The 15,013-nt window shown below is 63.3% G+C and carries 15 protein-coding genes; 7 read left to right on the forward strand and 8 right to left on the reverse strand.

Features of this window, described 5'->3' with window-relative positions; all coding sequences use genetic code 11:
• Positions 1-33: 33 nt before the first annotated feature.
• Together G3574_RS14935 and G3574_RS14940 are read left to right on the forward strand one after the other, a co-directional pair.
• Positions 34-981, forward strand: a complete 948-nt coding sequence (locus G3574_RS14935; RefSeq protein WP_163964554.1) for an MBL fold metallo-hydrolase — start codon at positions 34-36, stop codon at positions 979-981.
• A gap of 354 nt (positions 982-1,335) precedes the next feature.
• Positions 1,336-2,883, forward strand: a complete 1,548-nt coding sequence (locus G3574_RS14940) for a methyl-accepting chemotaxis protein (RefSeq protein ID WP_163964557.1) — start codon at positions 1,336-1,338, stop codon at positions 2,881-2,883.
• A 32-nt stretch (positions 2,884-2,915) separates the two neighbouring features.
• Here G3574_RS14940 and G3574_RS14945 read toward each other — a convergent pair whose 3' ends face one another.
• Together G3574_RS14945 and G3574_RS14950 are read right to left on the reverse strand one after the other, a co-directional pair.
• The gene (locus tag G3574_RS14945) at positions 2,916-3,617 is read right to left on the reverse strand and encodes a flagellar brake protein (RefSeq protein WP_163964561.1); all 702 of its coding nucleotides are present in this window, start codon (positions 3,615-3,617) and stop codon (positions 2,916-2,918) included.
• Between the two features lie 114 nt (positions 3,618-3,731).
• A complete protein-coding gene (locus G3574_RS14950) occupies positions 3,732-4,046 on the reverse strand; it encodes a hypothetical protein (protein WP_163964564.1) in 315 nt (104 codons plus the stop codon).
• A gap of 198 nt (positions 4,047-4,244) precedes the next feature.
• Here G3574_RS14950 and G3574_RS14955 point away from each other — a divergent pair, with 198 nt between their 5' ends.
• The gene (locus G3574_RS14955; RefSeq protein ID WP_163964567.1) at positions 4,245-4,667 is read left to right on the forward strand and encodes a FixH family protein; all 423 of its coding nucleotides are present in this window, start codon (positions 4,245-4,247) and stop codon (positions 4,665-4,667) included.
• A 29-nt stretch (positions 4,668-4,696) separates the two neighbouring features.
• Positions 4,697-5,947, forward strand: coding sequence for a cytochrome-c peroxidase (locus tag G3574_RS14960; protein ID WP_235953455.1), 1,251 nt, complete (start codon positions 4,697-4,699; stop codon positions 5,945-5,947).
• 21 nt (positions 5,948-5,968) lie between these two features.
• Here the strand turns inward: G3574_RS14960 and G3574_RS14965 are convergent, their stop codons facing one another.
• Positions 5,969-6,901: a hypothetical protein gene (locus tag G3574_RS14965; RefSeq protein ID WP_163964570.1), complete on the reverse strand. Its 933-nt coding sequence runs from the start codon at positions 6,899-6,901 to the stop codon at positions 5,969-5,971.
• Complete coding sequence (locus G3574_RS14970) at positions 6,898-8,316, reverse strand: glycosyltransferase family 2 protein (protein WP_163964573.1); 1,419 nt, start codon at positions 8,314-8,316, stop codon at positions 6,898-6,900. The genes G3574_RS14965 and G3574_RS14970 overlap by 4 nt, the downstream gene beginning before the upstream one ends.
• 196 nt (positions 8,317-8,512) lie before the next feature.
• Here G3574_RS14970 and G3574_RS14975 point away from each other — a divergent pair, with 196 nt between their 5' ends.
• Together G3574_RS14975 and uvrA are read left to right on the forward strand one after the other, a co-directional pair.
• Positions 8,513-8,998, forward strand: coding sequence for a GNAT family N-acetyltransferase (locus tag G3574_RS14975; protein ID WP_163964576.1), 486 nt, complete (start codon positions 8,513-8,515; stop codon positions 8,996-8,998).
• 291 nt (positions 8,999-9,289) lie between these two features.
• Entirely contained in the window at positions 9,290-11,869 is a 2,580-nt protein-coding gene (gene uvrA / locus G3574_RS14980) for an excinuclease ABC subunit UvrA (RefSeq protein ID WP_163964579.1), read from the forward strand.
• On the opposite strand, the gene G3574_RS14985 is transcribed toward uvrA, so the two are convergent.
• Entirely contained in the window at positions 11,870-13,183 is a 1,314-nt protein-coding gene (locus G3574_RS14985; protein WP_163964582.1) for an MFS family transporter, read from the reverse strand.
• Between the two features lie 200 nt (positions 13,184-13,383).
• Here G3574_RS14985 and G3574_RS14990 point away from each other — a divergent pair, with 200 nt between their 5' ends.
• Positions 13,384-13,626 (forward strand): hypothetical protein, encoded by a 243-nt coding sequence (locus tag G3574_RS14990; protein ID WP_163964585.1) that lies wholly within the window; start codon positions 13,384-13,386, stop codon positions 13,624-13,626.
• Positions 13,627-13,667: 41 nt separating this feature from the next.
• On the opposite strand, the gene G3574_RS14995 is transcribed toward G3574_RS14990, so the two are convergent.
• Genes G3574_RS14995 through G3574_RS15005 form a run of 3 tightly spaced genes read right to left on the reverse strand, consistent with a single transcriptional unit; the run spans position 13,668 to position 14,984 of the window.
• On the reverse strand, positions 13,668-14,240 hold the full coding sequence (locus tag G3574_RS14995) for a DUF4865 family protein (RefSeq protein ID WP_163964588.1): 573 nt from the start codon (positions 14,238-14,240) through the stop codon (positions 13,668-13,670).
• A complete protein-coding gene (locus tag G3574_RS15000; RefSeq protein WP_163964591.1) occupies positions 14,237-14,635 on the reverse strand; it encodes a tautomerase family protein in 399 nt (132 codons plus the stop codon). Before G3574_RS15000 ends, G3574_RS14995 begins: the two co-directional genes overlap by 4 nt.
• A 40-nt stretch (positions 14,636-14,675) precedes the next feature.
• Positions 14,676-14,984, reverse strand: a complete 309-nt coding sequence (locus G3574_RS15005; protein WP_163964594.1) for a carboxymuconolactone decarboxylase family protein — start codon at positions 14,982-14,984, stop codon at positions 14,676-14,678.
• Positions 14,985-15,013 lie beyond the last annotated feature (29 nt).

Raw genomic sequence — 15,013 nt, forward strand, 5'->3', positions numbered from 1 at the left:
GCATCCCATCCAGCAACCTCATCCGGAGACTGAATGAAGCCATTCCTGCTGATCATCGCATGCGCCATGTCGCTGTCCGCCTGCATGGCGGGCACCGCGCCTTCCGCCTCGCAGACGGCTTCGCCCCCGCAGCAGCGCAGCGAAAAAGCCGGCGGCCTCAGGGTCACCTTCCTTGGCGTGAGCACGCTGCTCTTCGACGATGGTGAAACGGCGATCATGACCGACGGATTCTTCAGCCGGCCGGCGCAATCGGAACTTGCCGGACAGATCGGTCCGAACGAAAGCCGGATAGACCGCGCCTTGCAGCGCGCCGGCGTGCGCTCCCTTGCCGCCGTCATTCCGGTGCATTCCCACTACGATCACGCGCTCGATTCTCCCGTGGTGGCCGCGAAGACCGGTGCCTTGCTGCTCGGCTCGGAATCGACGGCCAACATCGCGCGCGGCTACCGCTTCCCCGAAGACCGCATCCGTGTCGTCGGCAATGGCCAGAGCATGCGCTTTGGCCGTTTCACGGTCACGATGATCAATTCCGCGCACCTGCCCACCGGTTTCGCGCCCGGCAACATCACCGAGCCGCTCGAACCGCCATCGAAGATCACCGACTACAAGCTCGGCGAATGCTATTCCGTGCTGGTCGAGCACGACGGCCGCGCGATCCTCGTGCAAGGCAGCGCCGGCTTCATACCCGGCGCGCTGAAGGACCGCCGCGCGGACGTCGTCTATCTTGGCATCGGCGGACTGGCCGGCACGAAGGCGGACTACCAGCAGGAGTACTGGCATGAGATCGTGCAGGCGGTACGCCCCAAGCGCATCATCCCGGTTCACTGGGATAACTTCTTCAAGCCGCTCGATGAACCGCTCCAGCGGGAGCCCGGTTTCGACGCCTCGCTGCGCTTCGTTCGCGAGCGCGCCGCCGCCGACAAGGTGGACGTGCAGGTGCAGGAGGCCTGGCAGCCCATCGATCCCTTTTCCGGATTATGAGCGGAGTGCTTATCTGATGGTGCGTAAATATTAAAGCCTTGATAACGCTTTTCGACGGCTTCATCAGATTCATCACTTAATCGCATTTTCACCATGCTTCGCTTGGCCTGAGGTGTTGCATTTCAAACGCGAAAACCGGCGCAAAACCGTGCCCGGCGCGGGTCTCCCATGAAAATGGGATAACGCCGCCCATTCCCATATGTAATAATTTCCTCACCGCAAAGACAAGAAGCACCCATCCTACTTCGTTAATTTCTTTGCGGAAATAAGCGACGATGCCATTCGAATTAAGGACGGATGGCGGCCGTCAGCCGCGTTCATCGAAACGCGTCGATAAAAATCACAGGAGAGACCATGAGGATCAAGGACATCAGAATCGGCACGCGCCTGTCGCTCGGCTTCGGCATCTTGCTGATTCTCCTGATGGCGCTCGCCGCCGTCGCCGTCGCCCGCATGCTGAGCATCGACAATACCGTGACGCGCCAGGACAGCGTCATCGTCGACCGCCTGCACCCCCTGTATGTCGCCCGCGAAGCGCTCGCGCAGACGGGCATCGCGGCGCGTAACGCCTATGTGTTCACCGACAACGACGATGCGAAGCGCGAGCTGGCCATCGTCGACCAGCAGAAGGCCATCTTCATGGACGTGCTCAAGGAACTGGCGCCGCGCTATTCCGGCGACGCCGACTTCGAGAAGGTCAGCAAGGGACTGGTGCAGATGGCGCAGGAGCTCAACCGCCCGCGCAAGTACCGCGAAGCCGGGCAGATGCAGGAATTCGGCGAATTCCTCGTCAAGGAATGCAGCCCGCTGCGTCGCAGGATCGTCGCCGACATGGAAGTCGTCATCCACCACGCCGAAAAGGAAATGGCTGCCGCGACGTCCGACGTGCATGACATCATCGGCACGTCGCGGACCTTCGTCATCGCCGTGTCCGCCTTCGCCATCGCGCTCGGCATGGTGCTGGCAGTCCTGCTGGCGCGCAGCATCACCAGGCCGCTGACCGCGGCCGTCGAACTCGCGAAGCGCGTCACCACGGGCGACCTGACCAGTCATATCGAAGTGGGGTCCATGGATGAAACCGGACAGCTCATGGCCGCGCTGAAGGAGATGAACGACAACCTCGGACGCATCGTCACCGAGGTGCGCAACGGCACGGAACAGATCGCCACCGGCTCGACCCAGCTCGCCTCGGGCAACCAGGACCTGTCGTCCCGCACCGAGGAGCAGGCAAGCTCGCTGGGCGAAACGGCATCGTCCATCGACGAGCTGACCTCCACCGTGAAGCAGAACGCCGACAACGCGCAGCAAGCGAACACCCTGGCCCGTACCGCAGCCGACGTGGCGTCGGAAGGCGGCGAAGTCATTTCCCGCGTGGTCGACACGATGAGCGCGATCAACGAATCATCCAAGAAGGTGGCGGACATCGTGTCGGTCATCGACAGCATCGCCTTCCAGACCAACATCCTCGCGCTCAATGCGGCAGTGGAAGCGGCGCGTGCCGGTGAACAGGGCCGCGGCTTCGCCGTCGTGGCGAGCGAAGTGCGCACCCTCGCGCAGCGCAGCGCGAATGCCGCCAGGGAGATCAAGCAACTGATCGATGAATCGGTCCTCAAGGTGGAGACGGGAAGCAGCCTCGTCAACCAGGCGGGTGCGACCATGGGCAATATCGTCGAGCAGGTCCGCCGGGTCACCGACATCATTGGGGAGATCACGTCGGCGAGCCAGGAACAGACGACCGGCATCAAGCAGGTGAATGCCGCGATCGCGCAGATGGACCAGGTGACGCAGCAGAATGCGGCCCTGGTCGAGGAAGCGGCGGCCGCGTCGGAAGCCATGCAGGAACAGGCGGTCCAGCTTGCGCAGGCCGTGAGCGTGTTCAAGCTGGCGCCGGCCGCGGCCTGAGCGGCGCCCGGTGGCCTAAGGGACGCGCTACCTCAGACGATCTTATGGCGGTCGTCGAGCACCGTCTTGTAGGCCAGGTTCTGCAGCACGATCTGCGAGGTCGAATCGAGGTCGATGAATTCCACGCCGATCAGGTAGCGCTTCGCGTCGCCGTCTCCTTCCGCGACCACGTTCCTGATCATCGCATTCGCGGTGATCGACATCTCGAGATCCAGCGGCTGGCTGAAGATCGAGAACTGCAACTGCACCTTTTCTTCCGGCTTGCCGATTTCCGCCGGAGCCGCGACCAGCGCCCCGGAGATGCTGACGTTGTCCAGCAGCACAGGACATGCCGCGAACGCGGCGTCGCCCGGCTTCGTCAGGCTGGCGGGAATATCGACCTTGATGCGCATGGCGGAGCGCAGGCTGGTGCCGAGCACCTGGTCGGGAAACGAGACGTGAAAGCAGTGCAGCGGCTGCTCGTACAGGCGCATCACCGTCACGTCGAAGCTGCACACCTTCACCCCTGAAAACACCCTGACCGTCAGCTTGTCGCCCTCGCGGAAAGGCCCCTGGCCCTGCACGTTCGCGGGCAGCCTGATGATGAGGAATTCTCCCTTCGCGAATCCGACCAGCGAGCAGAAGTACTGGATCGGCTTCACGTCGCGCACCAGCAGGATCTGAAGGCGCGCCCCGACCTGAAGGTTCATTTCCTCGAAAGAGACCAGGCGGGCGTGGGTGTTGTCTTTCCTCATGTGCGGTCCTGGAGATGGATGCCGCAATTATAAATGACGGCCGTCATCAACTGTCAAATTCTTCAAGGGATGCACGTCCCGTGCGGCAATCGCGACTGGATGCGCCGGACCTTATTAGGCGCGCGTCCTGCCTGGCCGGCAACTCTCGAGCCATTCCCGTCCGCCTGCATCCAGCGCGGCGGCGATGACGTGCGGCGGAATGCTGTACACCGTTGCCCAGGTGGCGCGGCCATCGGCGGCATTCGAAGGAAAGCTCGTCGTCTCGATCGGCCAATGGTACTTGCGCTTCAAGGCCCGGATGATCGCGGCGAGCGTGATGCGCCCGCGCAGCGGTTCGGCGCCGGTCTGGTCCGCATTTGACAGCAGGACTGCGAGCACCGCGCCGCGGGCGGTATTCGGTCCGGGAAAGATGGGAGGTTTGGCAGGCATGGCGCCATTGTAGGGCCTGCCGCCGGCCCGCGAAAAGCAGGCATCGATTAACGCTTGACCTTGCCATCATGGGAAGGCGAACACTGGCAACCGAAACAACTTCAATCGCTGCCCGCATTCCTCACGGGAAGACGGGAAACCCTGCCTGCGCCGCGTGCTTGCCATGCGGCCAAACCCATACCGGACAAGGACATGAACATGAATCTCCACGCAACGATCGCCTCTCTGGCCGTGTCGGCCGCTCTTATTGGATGCATGACGCCGCCGCAAGATCTGAATCTCGCGACCGAGCGCCCCACGGACAAGGGCAAGTACGTCGCCGCCATCAAGCCGGTCTCTGCGCCTATCGTCATCAACAAGATGCATGCATGGGAAATCAAGCTCAACGACGCGGCGGGCGAACCCGTCACCCAGGCGCGCATCGCCGTCGGCGGCGGCATGCCCCAGCACGGCCACGGCTTCCCCACCCAGCCGCGAGTGACCCGCGAACTGGAGCGAGGGCGCTACCTGCTGGAGGGCATGAAGTTCAGCATGCCCGGCTGGTGGGAGCTCAAGCTGGAGATCGATGCGAAGGACGGCAACGATGGCATTACCTTCAATGTCGTGATCAACCCCGAATGAACCGCCAACCCGGACGAGGGAGAATCTGGATGAAGATCAACACAATGGCAAGACTCGCCCTGGTCATGCTCGCACTGACGACGACGCTGGTGCTGGCCGCGGCGGCCGACCTGAAGGCATTCGACGGATGGAGCGGCGGCGAGATCAGCCTGCTGTCTTCGCTGCACATCAGGCGCCTCGGCGCGGCGCCGGCCGATCCATCGAACGCGGCCGAAGCCGCGCCGGTCGCCGCAACGGCAGCCGCATTAGGCAAGCAACTGTTCTTCGACAAGCGCCTGAGCGGCAATGGCCAGGTTGCCTGCGCGTCTTGCCACGCTCCCGAGCGGCAGTTCCAGGATTCCCTTCCCCGCGGGCGCGGCATCGGCGAGGGCATGCGCCGCACCATGCCGGTCGTCGGCGCGGGACATGCCGCCTTCCTGTTCTGGGACGGCCGCAAGGACAGTCTCTGGTCACAGGCGCTCGGGCCGCTAGAGGACCCGCTGGAGCATGGCGGCAACCGCATGGCGTACGCTCGAACGATCGCCGCCCATTATCGTCCGGGCTATGAAGCCATCTTCGGCAAGATGCCATCCCTGGATGGATTGCCGCCCGCGGCGGGGCCGTCCGGCAACCCATCGCAGCAAGCTGCCTGGGCAGGCTTGCCGGCGCAACGCCGGGAGGACGTATCGCGTGTTTTCGCCAATATCGGCAAGGCCATCGCGGCTTATGAAAAGACGCTCGGCTTCGGACCGTCGCGGCTGGACCGGTATATCGAGGCGGTCGCCACGAGGAACGAGGCCGGCATAGACGCGCTGGACAAGCAAGAGAAGGCAGGACTGCGCGTCTTCATCGGCAAGGGCCGCTGCGTGACCTGCCACAACGGGCCGCTGCTGACGGACCAGCATTTCCACAACACCGGCATCCCTGCGATCTCCGGCAAGCCCGATCCAGGCAGGTCAGGCGCGATCACCAAACTGCTGCGCGACGAATTCAATTGCCTGGGCAAGTTCAGCGATGCGAGGCCGGAGCAGTGCGAAGAATTGCGCTTTCTCGCCACCGGCGATCCCGCGATGGTCTCGGCCTTCAAGACGCCGGGCTTGCGCGGCGTCGCGGCACGCATGCCTTACATGCATGCCGGGCAAAAGGCGACGCTGCGCGACGTGGTCGCGCACTATGACAAGGCGCCCGACGCCGCTCTCGGCCATTCCGAACTCAGGCCGCTGGGCCTGACGCCGGCGGAAATCGAAGCGCTGCTGAAGTTCCTGGAAACCTTGGCCAGTCCTATCCTGCAAGCCGAATGAGTCGTCAGCGCGACGCGCCGGTCAGTAGCGCCATTGCCATTGAAGCTGGACCTGCTTGTAGCGATAATCCGGTCCGCCGTAGGAGGCGCTCTGGTTATAGCCCGCCTTCAAGGAAAGAACCTGCGCGTCGGTCATCCGCTTTTCCAGCGACACGTCGAGCAGCCTGGTCGGCGTGGCATCGTCCTCGCCGACGCGTTGCCGTCCGACGCCCGCAAGCACCACCGCCGTCCAGTCCGCGCTGCGCTTGCGCCAGCCAGCCATGACCATGCTTTCATGGTAACGGTCCGGATTGAAGTACGCGCGCCTGCCTTCGTCGCCTTCGCTGCGGAACCAGCGATAGCGCGCCTGGACCGTGAAGCCGCTGTCGAGGAAGGGCTGGTAGATGAGCCTGAGCCTGCCGTGCAGGCGTTCGTTACCGTCGGAAAAGGATTGATGCCCGAGCAGCGCCACCCCGGTCAGGTGCGCATTGAGCCCATGCTCCAGGCTTGCGCCGAAGAAGTTGACGTGGATGCCCTGGTCGAGCGCGGCCGCCGTTTCCACGAAATCGCGATTGGCGAATGCTTCCCAGCTCGTGGCGGGACCGAGCGTGCCATGGTAGGTGGCATCGAAGGTCGCGAGATTCTTGCCATGCTGCGACAGCACTCCCGCTTCTCCCTGCCAGTAGGAGCCCGCAGCCGTGTCCTTGCCCTGTCCAAGCAGCAGGACTTGCTGACCGCTCCGGTTCCAGCCGTCCTGCTCGAACCAGTGCAGGCGCCCGCCGATGCCGACACGATTGCGTTCCTGGCATGGCGTGAGCCAATAGGAAGCGCCGGCGCGGCGCGTATCGAAATGTTCGCTGTCGCTCGCCACGAACGCCTGCGCGTCGACCTGCCCGGCGGGCGCACGCTCGGCGCACACCTGCGCGATGGCGCTGCCCTGCGCGAGCGCCAGTACCACGAGCCAGCCATGCTTCATTTGGTCCCCCAGGTCTTCTTGAGCTTGAGCAGCTCGGACACGTAGCCAAGGCAGCACGCCGGCTGCAGCAGCAGGCTGTATGCCAACGTGTAAAGCAGGAAACCCTGCCGGTTGCGCCTTACCTTCAGGCCCATGCGGTCAAACAGCTCCTTGCCGTTCCTGAACATCAGGTAGTTGATGATGAAGGTCAGCGGCAGCAGGGCGAGCGTCATCGGTCCTGCGATCCAGTAGCATCCGAAGCAGGCCAGCACGATGCCGGGAATGAAGGCCACGGTGTAGATCAGGTCGAGGAAGGGAAACAGCACGTTCCAGTAAATGAAGGCCGTGGCCATCCGCCGCGTCGTCAGGATCTGCGGATGGCACTTGAATGCTTCGAGCATGCCGCGGGACCAGCGCTGCCGCTGGCGCACGAAGATCGACAGCGTCTCCGGCACGTTCGTGAACAGCAGCGCATCCTCGCAATGCCCGATGCGGTATCCCGCCTTGAGCATCGCCCAGGTCAGGACGATGTCCTCGCCGACGCAGTTCGGCCAGCCGCCGACTTCACGCAGCACCCGCCTGCTGTAGAGGGAAAAGGCGCCTTGCGCGACGAGCGTGCCATGGAACAGGGATTGGATGCGCTTGATGGCGGCGATGCCATGGAAGTAATCCCATTCCTGCATCTTCGTTATCCAGTTGCGGCGTGAATTGCGCACCAGCACGCAGCCCGCCACCGCGCTCGTCTTGCAGGGATCGGTCATGTAGCGCTCGACGATGTTCTTCAGCGCGTCCTTGTGCAGGTAAGAGTCGCCGTCGATGGTCACCACGATTTCATAACTCGCTTCACCCAGGCCAACGTTCAGGGCGCGCGCCTTGCCGATGTTTCGCCGCAGGTCGATCAGTCTCAGCCAGCGGTAATCCTTTCTCGCCGCGCGAACGAGTGGTCCGGTATTGTCGGTCGATCCATCGTTGATCACGATGACCTGCAGCACGCCAGGATAGTTTTGCTTCTCGATGCTCTCCAGCGTGGACAGGATGTTCGCCTCTTCCATGTATGCCGCGATCAGGATCGTCAGTTCAGGATAGGGCAGGTCCAGCGGCTTTCGCGGCGGCCGCCGGTCCAGCAGGAGCGACACAACGAGGAAGGCATTCATGAAGCCGGGGATGATGGCGATGCCGAACACCACGAGGTAGGCAGGCAGGGTGCCGATGTGCGTGGCGAGTTCGTCTATCCAGCCTTGTCCGAAGTACCAGGAAAACAAGGTCCATGAGAGGGAAAAGGCCCACGCCAGGACGAACTTGTTCCGGACGGGGATGTAACGTCGAGACGGGACCGCGGCAGGCGGCGGGGCAACGATCGCCTCTTCGGGCAGCAGGAGGGGAACGGCACTTGTCTCGATGTCTTCGGAAATGCGTAACGCTGCAGAATTTCTCATTGAGAACCAGGTCGGCACACCGAAAAGCTTGTGCACAATTTGTTGTTGTTAAGCACGAATAGATAGTGAGGGAAAGCATTAGTTCCTCTGCGAAACGACCATATGTCGATGCTTTCTTCGTGGCGAAAGTGCCTCAAGCAGGAAGAGGGTTTGCTGTCTTACAATCGGATCTGATAAAACATGACCGTCCTTCAACATGACGCTGATCGCGCCTATCCATGCCATCGACCCGCCTCTCCTTCGCCTTGTCGCGCAGGCCGATGCCTACATGCTCGCCTTGTATCCGGCAGTCGCCCCCCACCTGACGGACCCGGCAACGCTGCTGCAGGGCGAAGGCTTGTTCGTGGGAGCGTATGTCGATGAAGAACTTGCTGGCTGCGGCGCGGTACGCATGAAGTACGACGAAGCGGGGCACGCGGCATTCGGCGAGGTGAAGCGCATCTTCGTCGACTCCCGCTTCCGGGGACGAGGAATCAGCAAGGCGATCATGGACGTTCTGGAACGGCACCTGGTCGACCATGGGATCGGCCTGGTGCGGCTCGAAACCGGAGTGCGGCAGCCGGAGGCGCTGGGCTTGTATCGCAAGCTTGGCTATCGGACATGCCAGCACTTCGGGCCAGGGCCTGCGGATCCCTTGTCGGTGTATTTTGAAAAACTGCTGGATCTATCTTTGAAGACCTAAAGCCACGAGAGGCCGCGCCATTTGCGCCCGCAAGGCCATCCATCCGATCGTTTCCAGCATGCCCCGCCACGCACGCTAACCCGCGTCATCCCCGCCTAACGCTGTCATTCCCGCGAAGGCGGGAATCCCATTTCCCCAGGCTAGCCTCGCCTCTTGAAACTCAACACCCCCTCTCAACCTCCCTCAAGTCAAAAAAGAACTATTCCACGAAAGCCGCAGTCACACTGGAAACAATGTCCGTTCAACAAACACAAACGGACGACCTGAGTCTCCTTGCCGGAAGATCCTCACATGCGCAATTCATCTCAGCACCATGAGCACGCCAAGCATCCTGAACATCCTGCGAACGCCAGTCACGACAAGCTGGATGGCCAGGTCCATGTGCGCGGCGCGCGCGAACACAATCTGAAGAACATCGACCTCGACATCCCCCGGAATGCCCTCGTCGTCTTCACCGGCATTTCCGGTTCGGGGAAATCGTCGCTGGCGTTCGGCACCTTGTATGCCGAGGCGCAACGCCGTTACCTCGAATCGGTGTCGCCCTACGCGCGGCGGCTGTTTCACCAGATGCCCGTGCCGGAGGTGGATCGCATCGAAGGCTTGCCGCCCGCGATCGCGCTGCAGCAGCAACGCGGCGCGCCGACCACACGCTCATCGGTTGGCAGCGTCACCACGCTGTCGAATTCGCTGCGCATGCTCTACTCGCGGGCCGGTGATTACCCTCGTGGCCAGACGCTGCTCTATGCCGAGTCGTTCTCGCCGAACACGCCGGAGGGCGCGTGCCCGACCTGCCACGGACTGGGCCGTGTCTACGAAGTGACCGAGCATTCCATGGTGCCCGACGACACCCTGACCATCCGGGAACGCGCCGTTGCCGCCTGGCCTACCGCGTGGCATGGCCAGAACCTGCGCGACATCCTGACCACGCTGGGCATCGACGTCGATACGCCGTGGCGCGACCTGCCGAAGAAGGAACGGGACTGGATCCTGTTCACCGAGGAGCAGCCTGTCGTTCCCGTCTATGCCGGATTCACCCGCGAGGAAGTGCGGCGCGCGCTCAAGCGCAAGGACACGCCGAGCTACCAGGGCACCTTCACCGGCGCGCGGAAATATGTCCTGGATACCTTTGCCAATACCGAAAGCCCGTCGATGAAGAAGCGGGTGCTGCAGTACATGGTCAGCACCGGCTGTCCCTTGTGCAAGGGCAAGCGACTGCGGCTCGAAGCCTTGTCCGTCACGTTCGCCGGGCATGACATCACCGATTTCTCCCGGCTGCCGCTCAAGCGGCTGGCGTCCATCCTGCAACCGTATGCGGATGCGCGCGCGCCCGGATGGGACAAGCTTGCGGCAAGGAATCCCGAAAAGGCGATCGTGACCCAGCGGATCGCGGCCGACCTGGTGGCGCGCCTGTCGGTCCTGCTGGAACTGGGCCTGGGCTACCTGAGCCTGGAACGCAGCACGCCTACGCTTTCTCCCGGAGAGCTGCAGCGCCTGCGGCTCGCGACCCAGGTGCATTCCAGCCTCTTCGGCGTGGTGTACGTGCTGGACGAGCCTTCCGCCGGCCTGCATCCGGCGGACACCGAGGCATTGCTGCGGGCGCTGGATCGCCTGAAGGCGAGCGGCAATTCTCTGTTCGTGGTGGAGCATGCGCTGGACGTGATCCGGCATGCCGACTGGATCGTGGATGTCGGTCCCGACGCCGGCGAGGGCGGCGGCCAGGTCCTGTACAGCGGTCCTCCTGCCGGATTGCAGAAGGTTGCCGGTTCGCATACGCGGCGCTACCTGTTCGCGGTGCCGGCGCCCGAGAGGCGGGCGGTGCGCCCGCCTCAAGGCTGGCTGAGGCTGGCCGGCGTGACGCGCAACAACCTCGACCGCCTGGACGCCGCCTTCCCGCTGGGGGTGCTGACGAGCGTGAGCGGCGTCTCCGGCTCGGGAAAGTCCAGCTTGGTCAGCCAGGGCCTCGTCGAACTGGTGACGCGGGAACTTGGCCAGGAGATCGCGGCGGAAGCGGAAGAGGGCGATGCGGTGGAGCATGCGCCGGCCGCGGCGCCCGCCGCGCTCGAGGGACGCATCGTGGAAGGCATGGACCGCATCGATCGGCTGGTGCGCGTGGACCAGAAGCCGATCGGCCGCACGCCGCGCTCCAACCTCGCGACCTACACCGGCTTGTTCGATCACGTCCGCAAGCTGTTCGCCGCCACGCGTGCCGCACGGGCGCGTCATTATGATGCCGGCCGCTTCTCGTTCAACGTCGCCAAGGGCCGCTGCGCCAATTGCGAGGGCGAAGGGTTCGTCATGGTCGAGCTGCTGTTCCTGCCCAGCGTTTACGCGCCATGCCCTGTCTGCCACGGAACCCGCTTCAACGCCAAGACGCTGGAGGTGACTTACCGCGACAAGAACATCGCTGACGTGCTTGCCATGACGGTGGATGCGGCCTGGCATTTCTTCGAGGAAGAAGCCACCATCCGGCGTTCCCTCCAGACACTGCGGGAAGTCGGGCTGGGATACCTGCGACTCGGGCAGCCCGCCACCGAGCTGTCGGGAGGCGAGGCGCAGCGCATCAAGCTTGCCACGGAACTGCAGCGCGCCTCCCGCGGCAGGACGCTCTACGTCCTCGATGAACCGACCACCGGATTGCATCCGGCGGACGTCGACAAGCTGGTGGCCCAGCTCCATCGCCTCGTCGATGCCGGCAACACCGTCATCGTGGTGGAACACGACATGCGGGTGCTGGCCGCGAGCGACTGGATCGTCGACATCGGACCGGGGGCCGGGGACGAGGGAGGCAAGGTCGTGGCCGCCGGCGCGCCGGAAACGATCGCCGCTTCGGCGCGCAGCCGCACGGCGGGCTTCCTGAAGAGAATCCTGTGATCAGTGATCGTGGTGCAGGTAGCTCGGCTGGCGCGGCAGGCGCAGGCTGACCAGGAAGGCGACGACCATCATTGCCGTCACGTACCAGTAGAACGCGGATTCATGGCCAATCGACTTCAGGCCGAGGGCGACATATTCCGCGCTGCCTCCAAACAAGGCGTTGCCGACGGCATAAGCGAAGCCGACGCCCAGCGCGCGCACTTCGACGGGAAACATTTCCGCCTTCACGATGCCGCTGATGGAGGTATAGAAACTCACGATGGCCAGCGCCAGCGTAATGAGGAAGAAGGCCACGGTGGGGCTGGAATTGTGCGCGAGCGCCGTCAGGATGGGCACCGTCGCCACCGCGCCGAGCGCCCCGAACAGCAGCATGTTGGTACGGCGCCCGATGCGGTCGGAAAGCGCGCCGAACACCGGCTGCAGGCACATGTACACCAGCAGGCAGAGCGTCATGATTTCGCTGGCCTTCTTGATCGGCATGCCGGCGGTGTTCACCAGGTACTTCTGCATGTAGGTCGTGAAGGTATAGAACACCAGCGAGCCGCCGGCGGTGTAGCCGACGACCGTCAGGAAGGCGGGAAGATGTTCCTTGAACAGGCTGCGCATGCTGCCTGCCGCCTTGCTGCTGCGCGCTTCCGACGTCGTGGTTTCGTGCAGCGTGCGCCGCAGCAGCAGGGCGATGACCGCCGTGATGGCGCCGATGACGAATGGAATGCGCCATCCCCATGCCTTGAGCTCGGCTTCGCTCAGGAATTGCTGCAGCACCAGCACCACCAGCACGGCCAGGAGCTGGCCGCCGATGAGGGTGACGTATTGAAAGGAGGAAAAGAAGCCGCGCCTTCCGCGCAGGGCGACCTCGCTCATGTAGGTTGCGGTGGTGCCGTATTCCCCGCCCACGGACAGGCCCTGCAGCAGGCGGGCCACCAGCAGCAGGAAGGGCGCCATGGCGCCGATGCGGTCGTAGGTCGGCAGGCAGGCGATCAGGAGCGATCCGCCGCACATCATCAGCACGGACACCACCATCGACGTCTTGCGCCCCTTTCTGTCGGCAAGCCGTCCGAAGAACCATCCTCCGATGGGGCGCATGAGGAAGCCGGCCGCGAACACGCCGGCGGTATTCAGCAGCTGCGCGGTCTGGTCCGACTTGGGGAAGAACGACGGCGCGAAGTAGATCGCGCAAAAGGCATATACGTAGAAGTCGAACCACTCCACCAGGTTGCCCGACGATGCGGCGACGATGGCAAAGATGCGCTTGCGGGTTTCTTCGGCGGTGTAAGACGGCTTGGCTGCGCCGTCGGTAAGGGTTTGTGCCATGGCGTCCTCCGGTTCCAGCTTGTTCTACTCCGGAACGGGGATTTAGTTTCCACAATCCGCATCCGTAATGAGCCGCTGCAATCGACTTGTCTTCAGGAAACGCCAAGGAGACCCCGCCGGATTGTCCTACCGTCAAAGGCTGCTGCTTTTCGTAGAACCGATTCCATCTGGACTTGTCTGGCTTCGAAAGCAGGAGACTGATGATGGACAGAGAATCGATTTTCAATGCGCTGAGCCGCATGACCGGCCCCAAGGTCGATCATTTCAGCATGTGCGAGCTGTATGCCGCCACCCTGGCCGACATCGCCGAACGCGTGTCCAATGACGAGATGCGCAGGTTGCTGCTGATCGGCGCCTATCTCTTTGACCGGGAAACCTCGGGCAACGAAACAGACATGGCCGAACATGCCCGTTGGGGCGGCAGGCTCAGGCTGGTGCAGTGACGTCGCCGGGGATGCCGCGCGTCGCCCCGGGCGCGCGATACTCAGCCAAGAGACACATGGCCCACGCGGTAGATCTGCAACCGGCCGTGCCCGCGCTCGTCCTCCGGCAAGCCGGGCATGCCGCTCCATAGCCGGAACCGCACCAGGCTCCAGTCCGCCGGCTCGAAGCCGGCGAGGCTGGCCAGCACGCCGCGATCCGCCATGCTGGCACTGGACCGCTCGATCTCCGCGCGGCGAAGCGCGCCGAGATCGGCGTGCGGCTGGATAGGCAGGATTTCGCGCGTCGCATACCGCGCCTGATCGAGCGCGCTCCCGTGTTCCGCGTGCCAGACATTCCATCGTTGCACCGCAGGCCAGCCGAACGATTGCGTCAGGCCAACGAAGCCCGGGCCGCACAGGAAATCGTTCATGCCGTCCACGGTATGCCACAGGTAGAACGGGGCGTAGACATTGTCGGCGGACGAGGTCTCGTCTCCTTTTCCCGCGTGCAGGTAGGCCTTGAAGGCGAGTCCGGGAAAGCCGTCCGTGGCGTGGCCGCGCTCGGCGATGCGCCGTTCGATGATGCCCATGTCGTAATCCGCGGGCAACACGAGGTTATATTGCATCGCGATCATTGCGGCAACTCCTTCGGGAACAGGGAAAGCTCCCCGCCGCTGAACGACCAGCCGTCGAACTCGGTCATGCTGATGATGACCATGACGTCTTCGGGACGGATTCCCGGCGCTTCCGCCAGCACCTTCGTCAGGTGGCGGCAAAAGCCTTCCTTCATGGCGGTGCTGCGCGGCTTGCCGGCGGTGATGCAGACAAGCACGAAATCGTCCGAGCGCGGCCCGCCCTTGTAATGCGGGTCGAACACGAGTTCTTCCGGCTCATGCTGGTGGATGATCTGGAAAAGATCATTCTTGGGGACGTCGAATGCCTCCACCATCGCGCGGTAGACACCGTCCGACAAGGCCTTGAGGTAATCGAGGGACTTTCCTTTGCGCAGCGAAATGCGGGCCATGGGCATGATGATCTCCTAAAGTCGTGGGTGTCGATGTTCCTGCCGATCAATCCTGATCGAGCAGCTTCATGGCGCTGGCGGCCGCGGGCCATCCAGCGTAGAACGCGAGATGCGTGACCGCCTCGGCCAGTTCTTCCTTCGTCAATCCGTGCTCGCGTGCCTTCGCGAGATGGAATGGCAATTGTTCAAGCCGGTAGAGCGCGACCAGCGCAGCCACCGTTATCAGGCTGCGGTCGCGGCGAGAGAGGTTCTCACGCTCCCATATGCCAGCGAACAGGACGTCGTCGGTCACTTCCGCGAACTTGGGCGCGATTGCCCCAAAGGCTTTCTTTCCCAGTCCAACCATCGAGCTCATGGCATCTCTCCTTGCATGGATGAATCGAT

This window comes from Noviherbaspirillum galbum, assembly GCF_010974945.1.
Taxonomy (GTDB): Bacteria; Pseudomonadota; Gammaproteobacteria; order Burkholderiales; family Burkholderiaceae_D; genus Noviherbaspirillum; species Noviherbaspirillum galbum.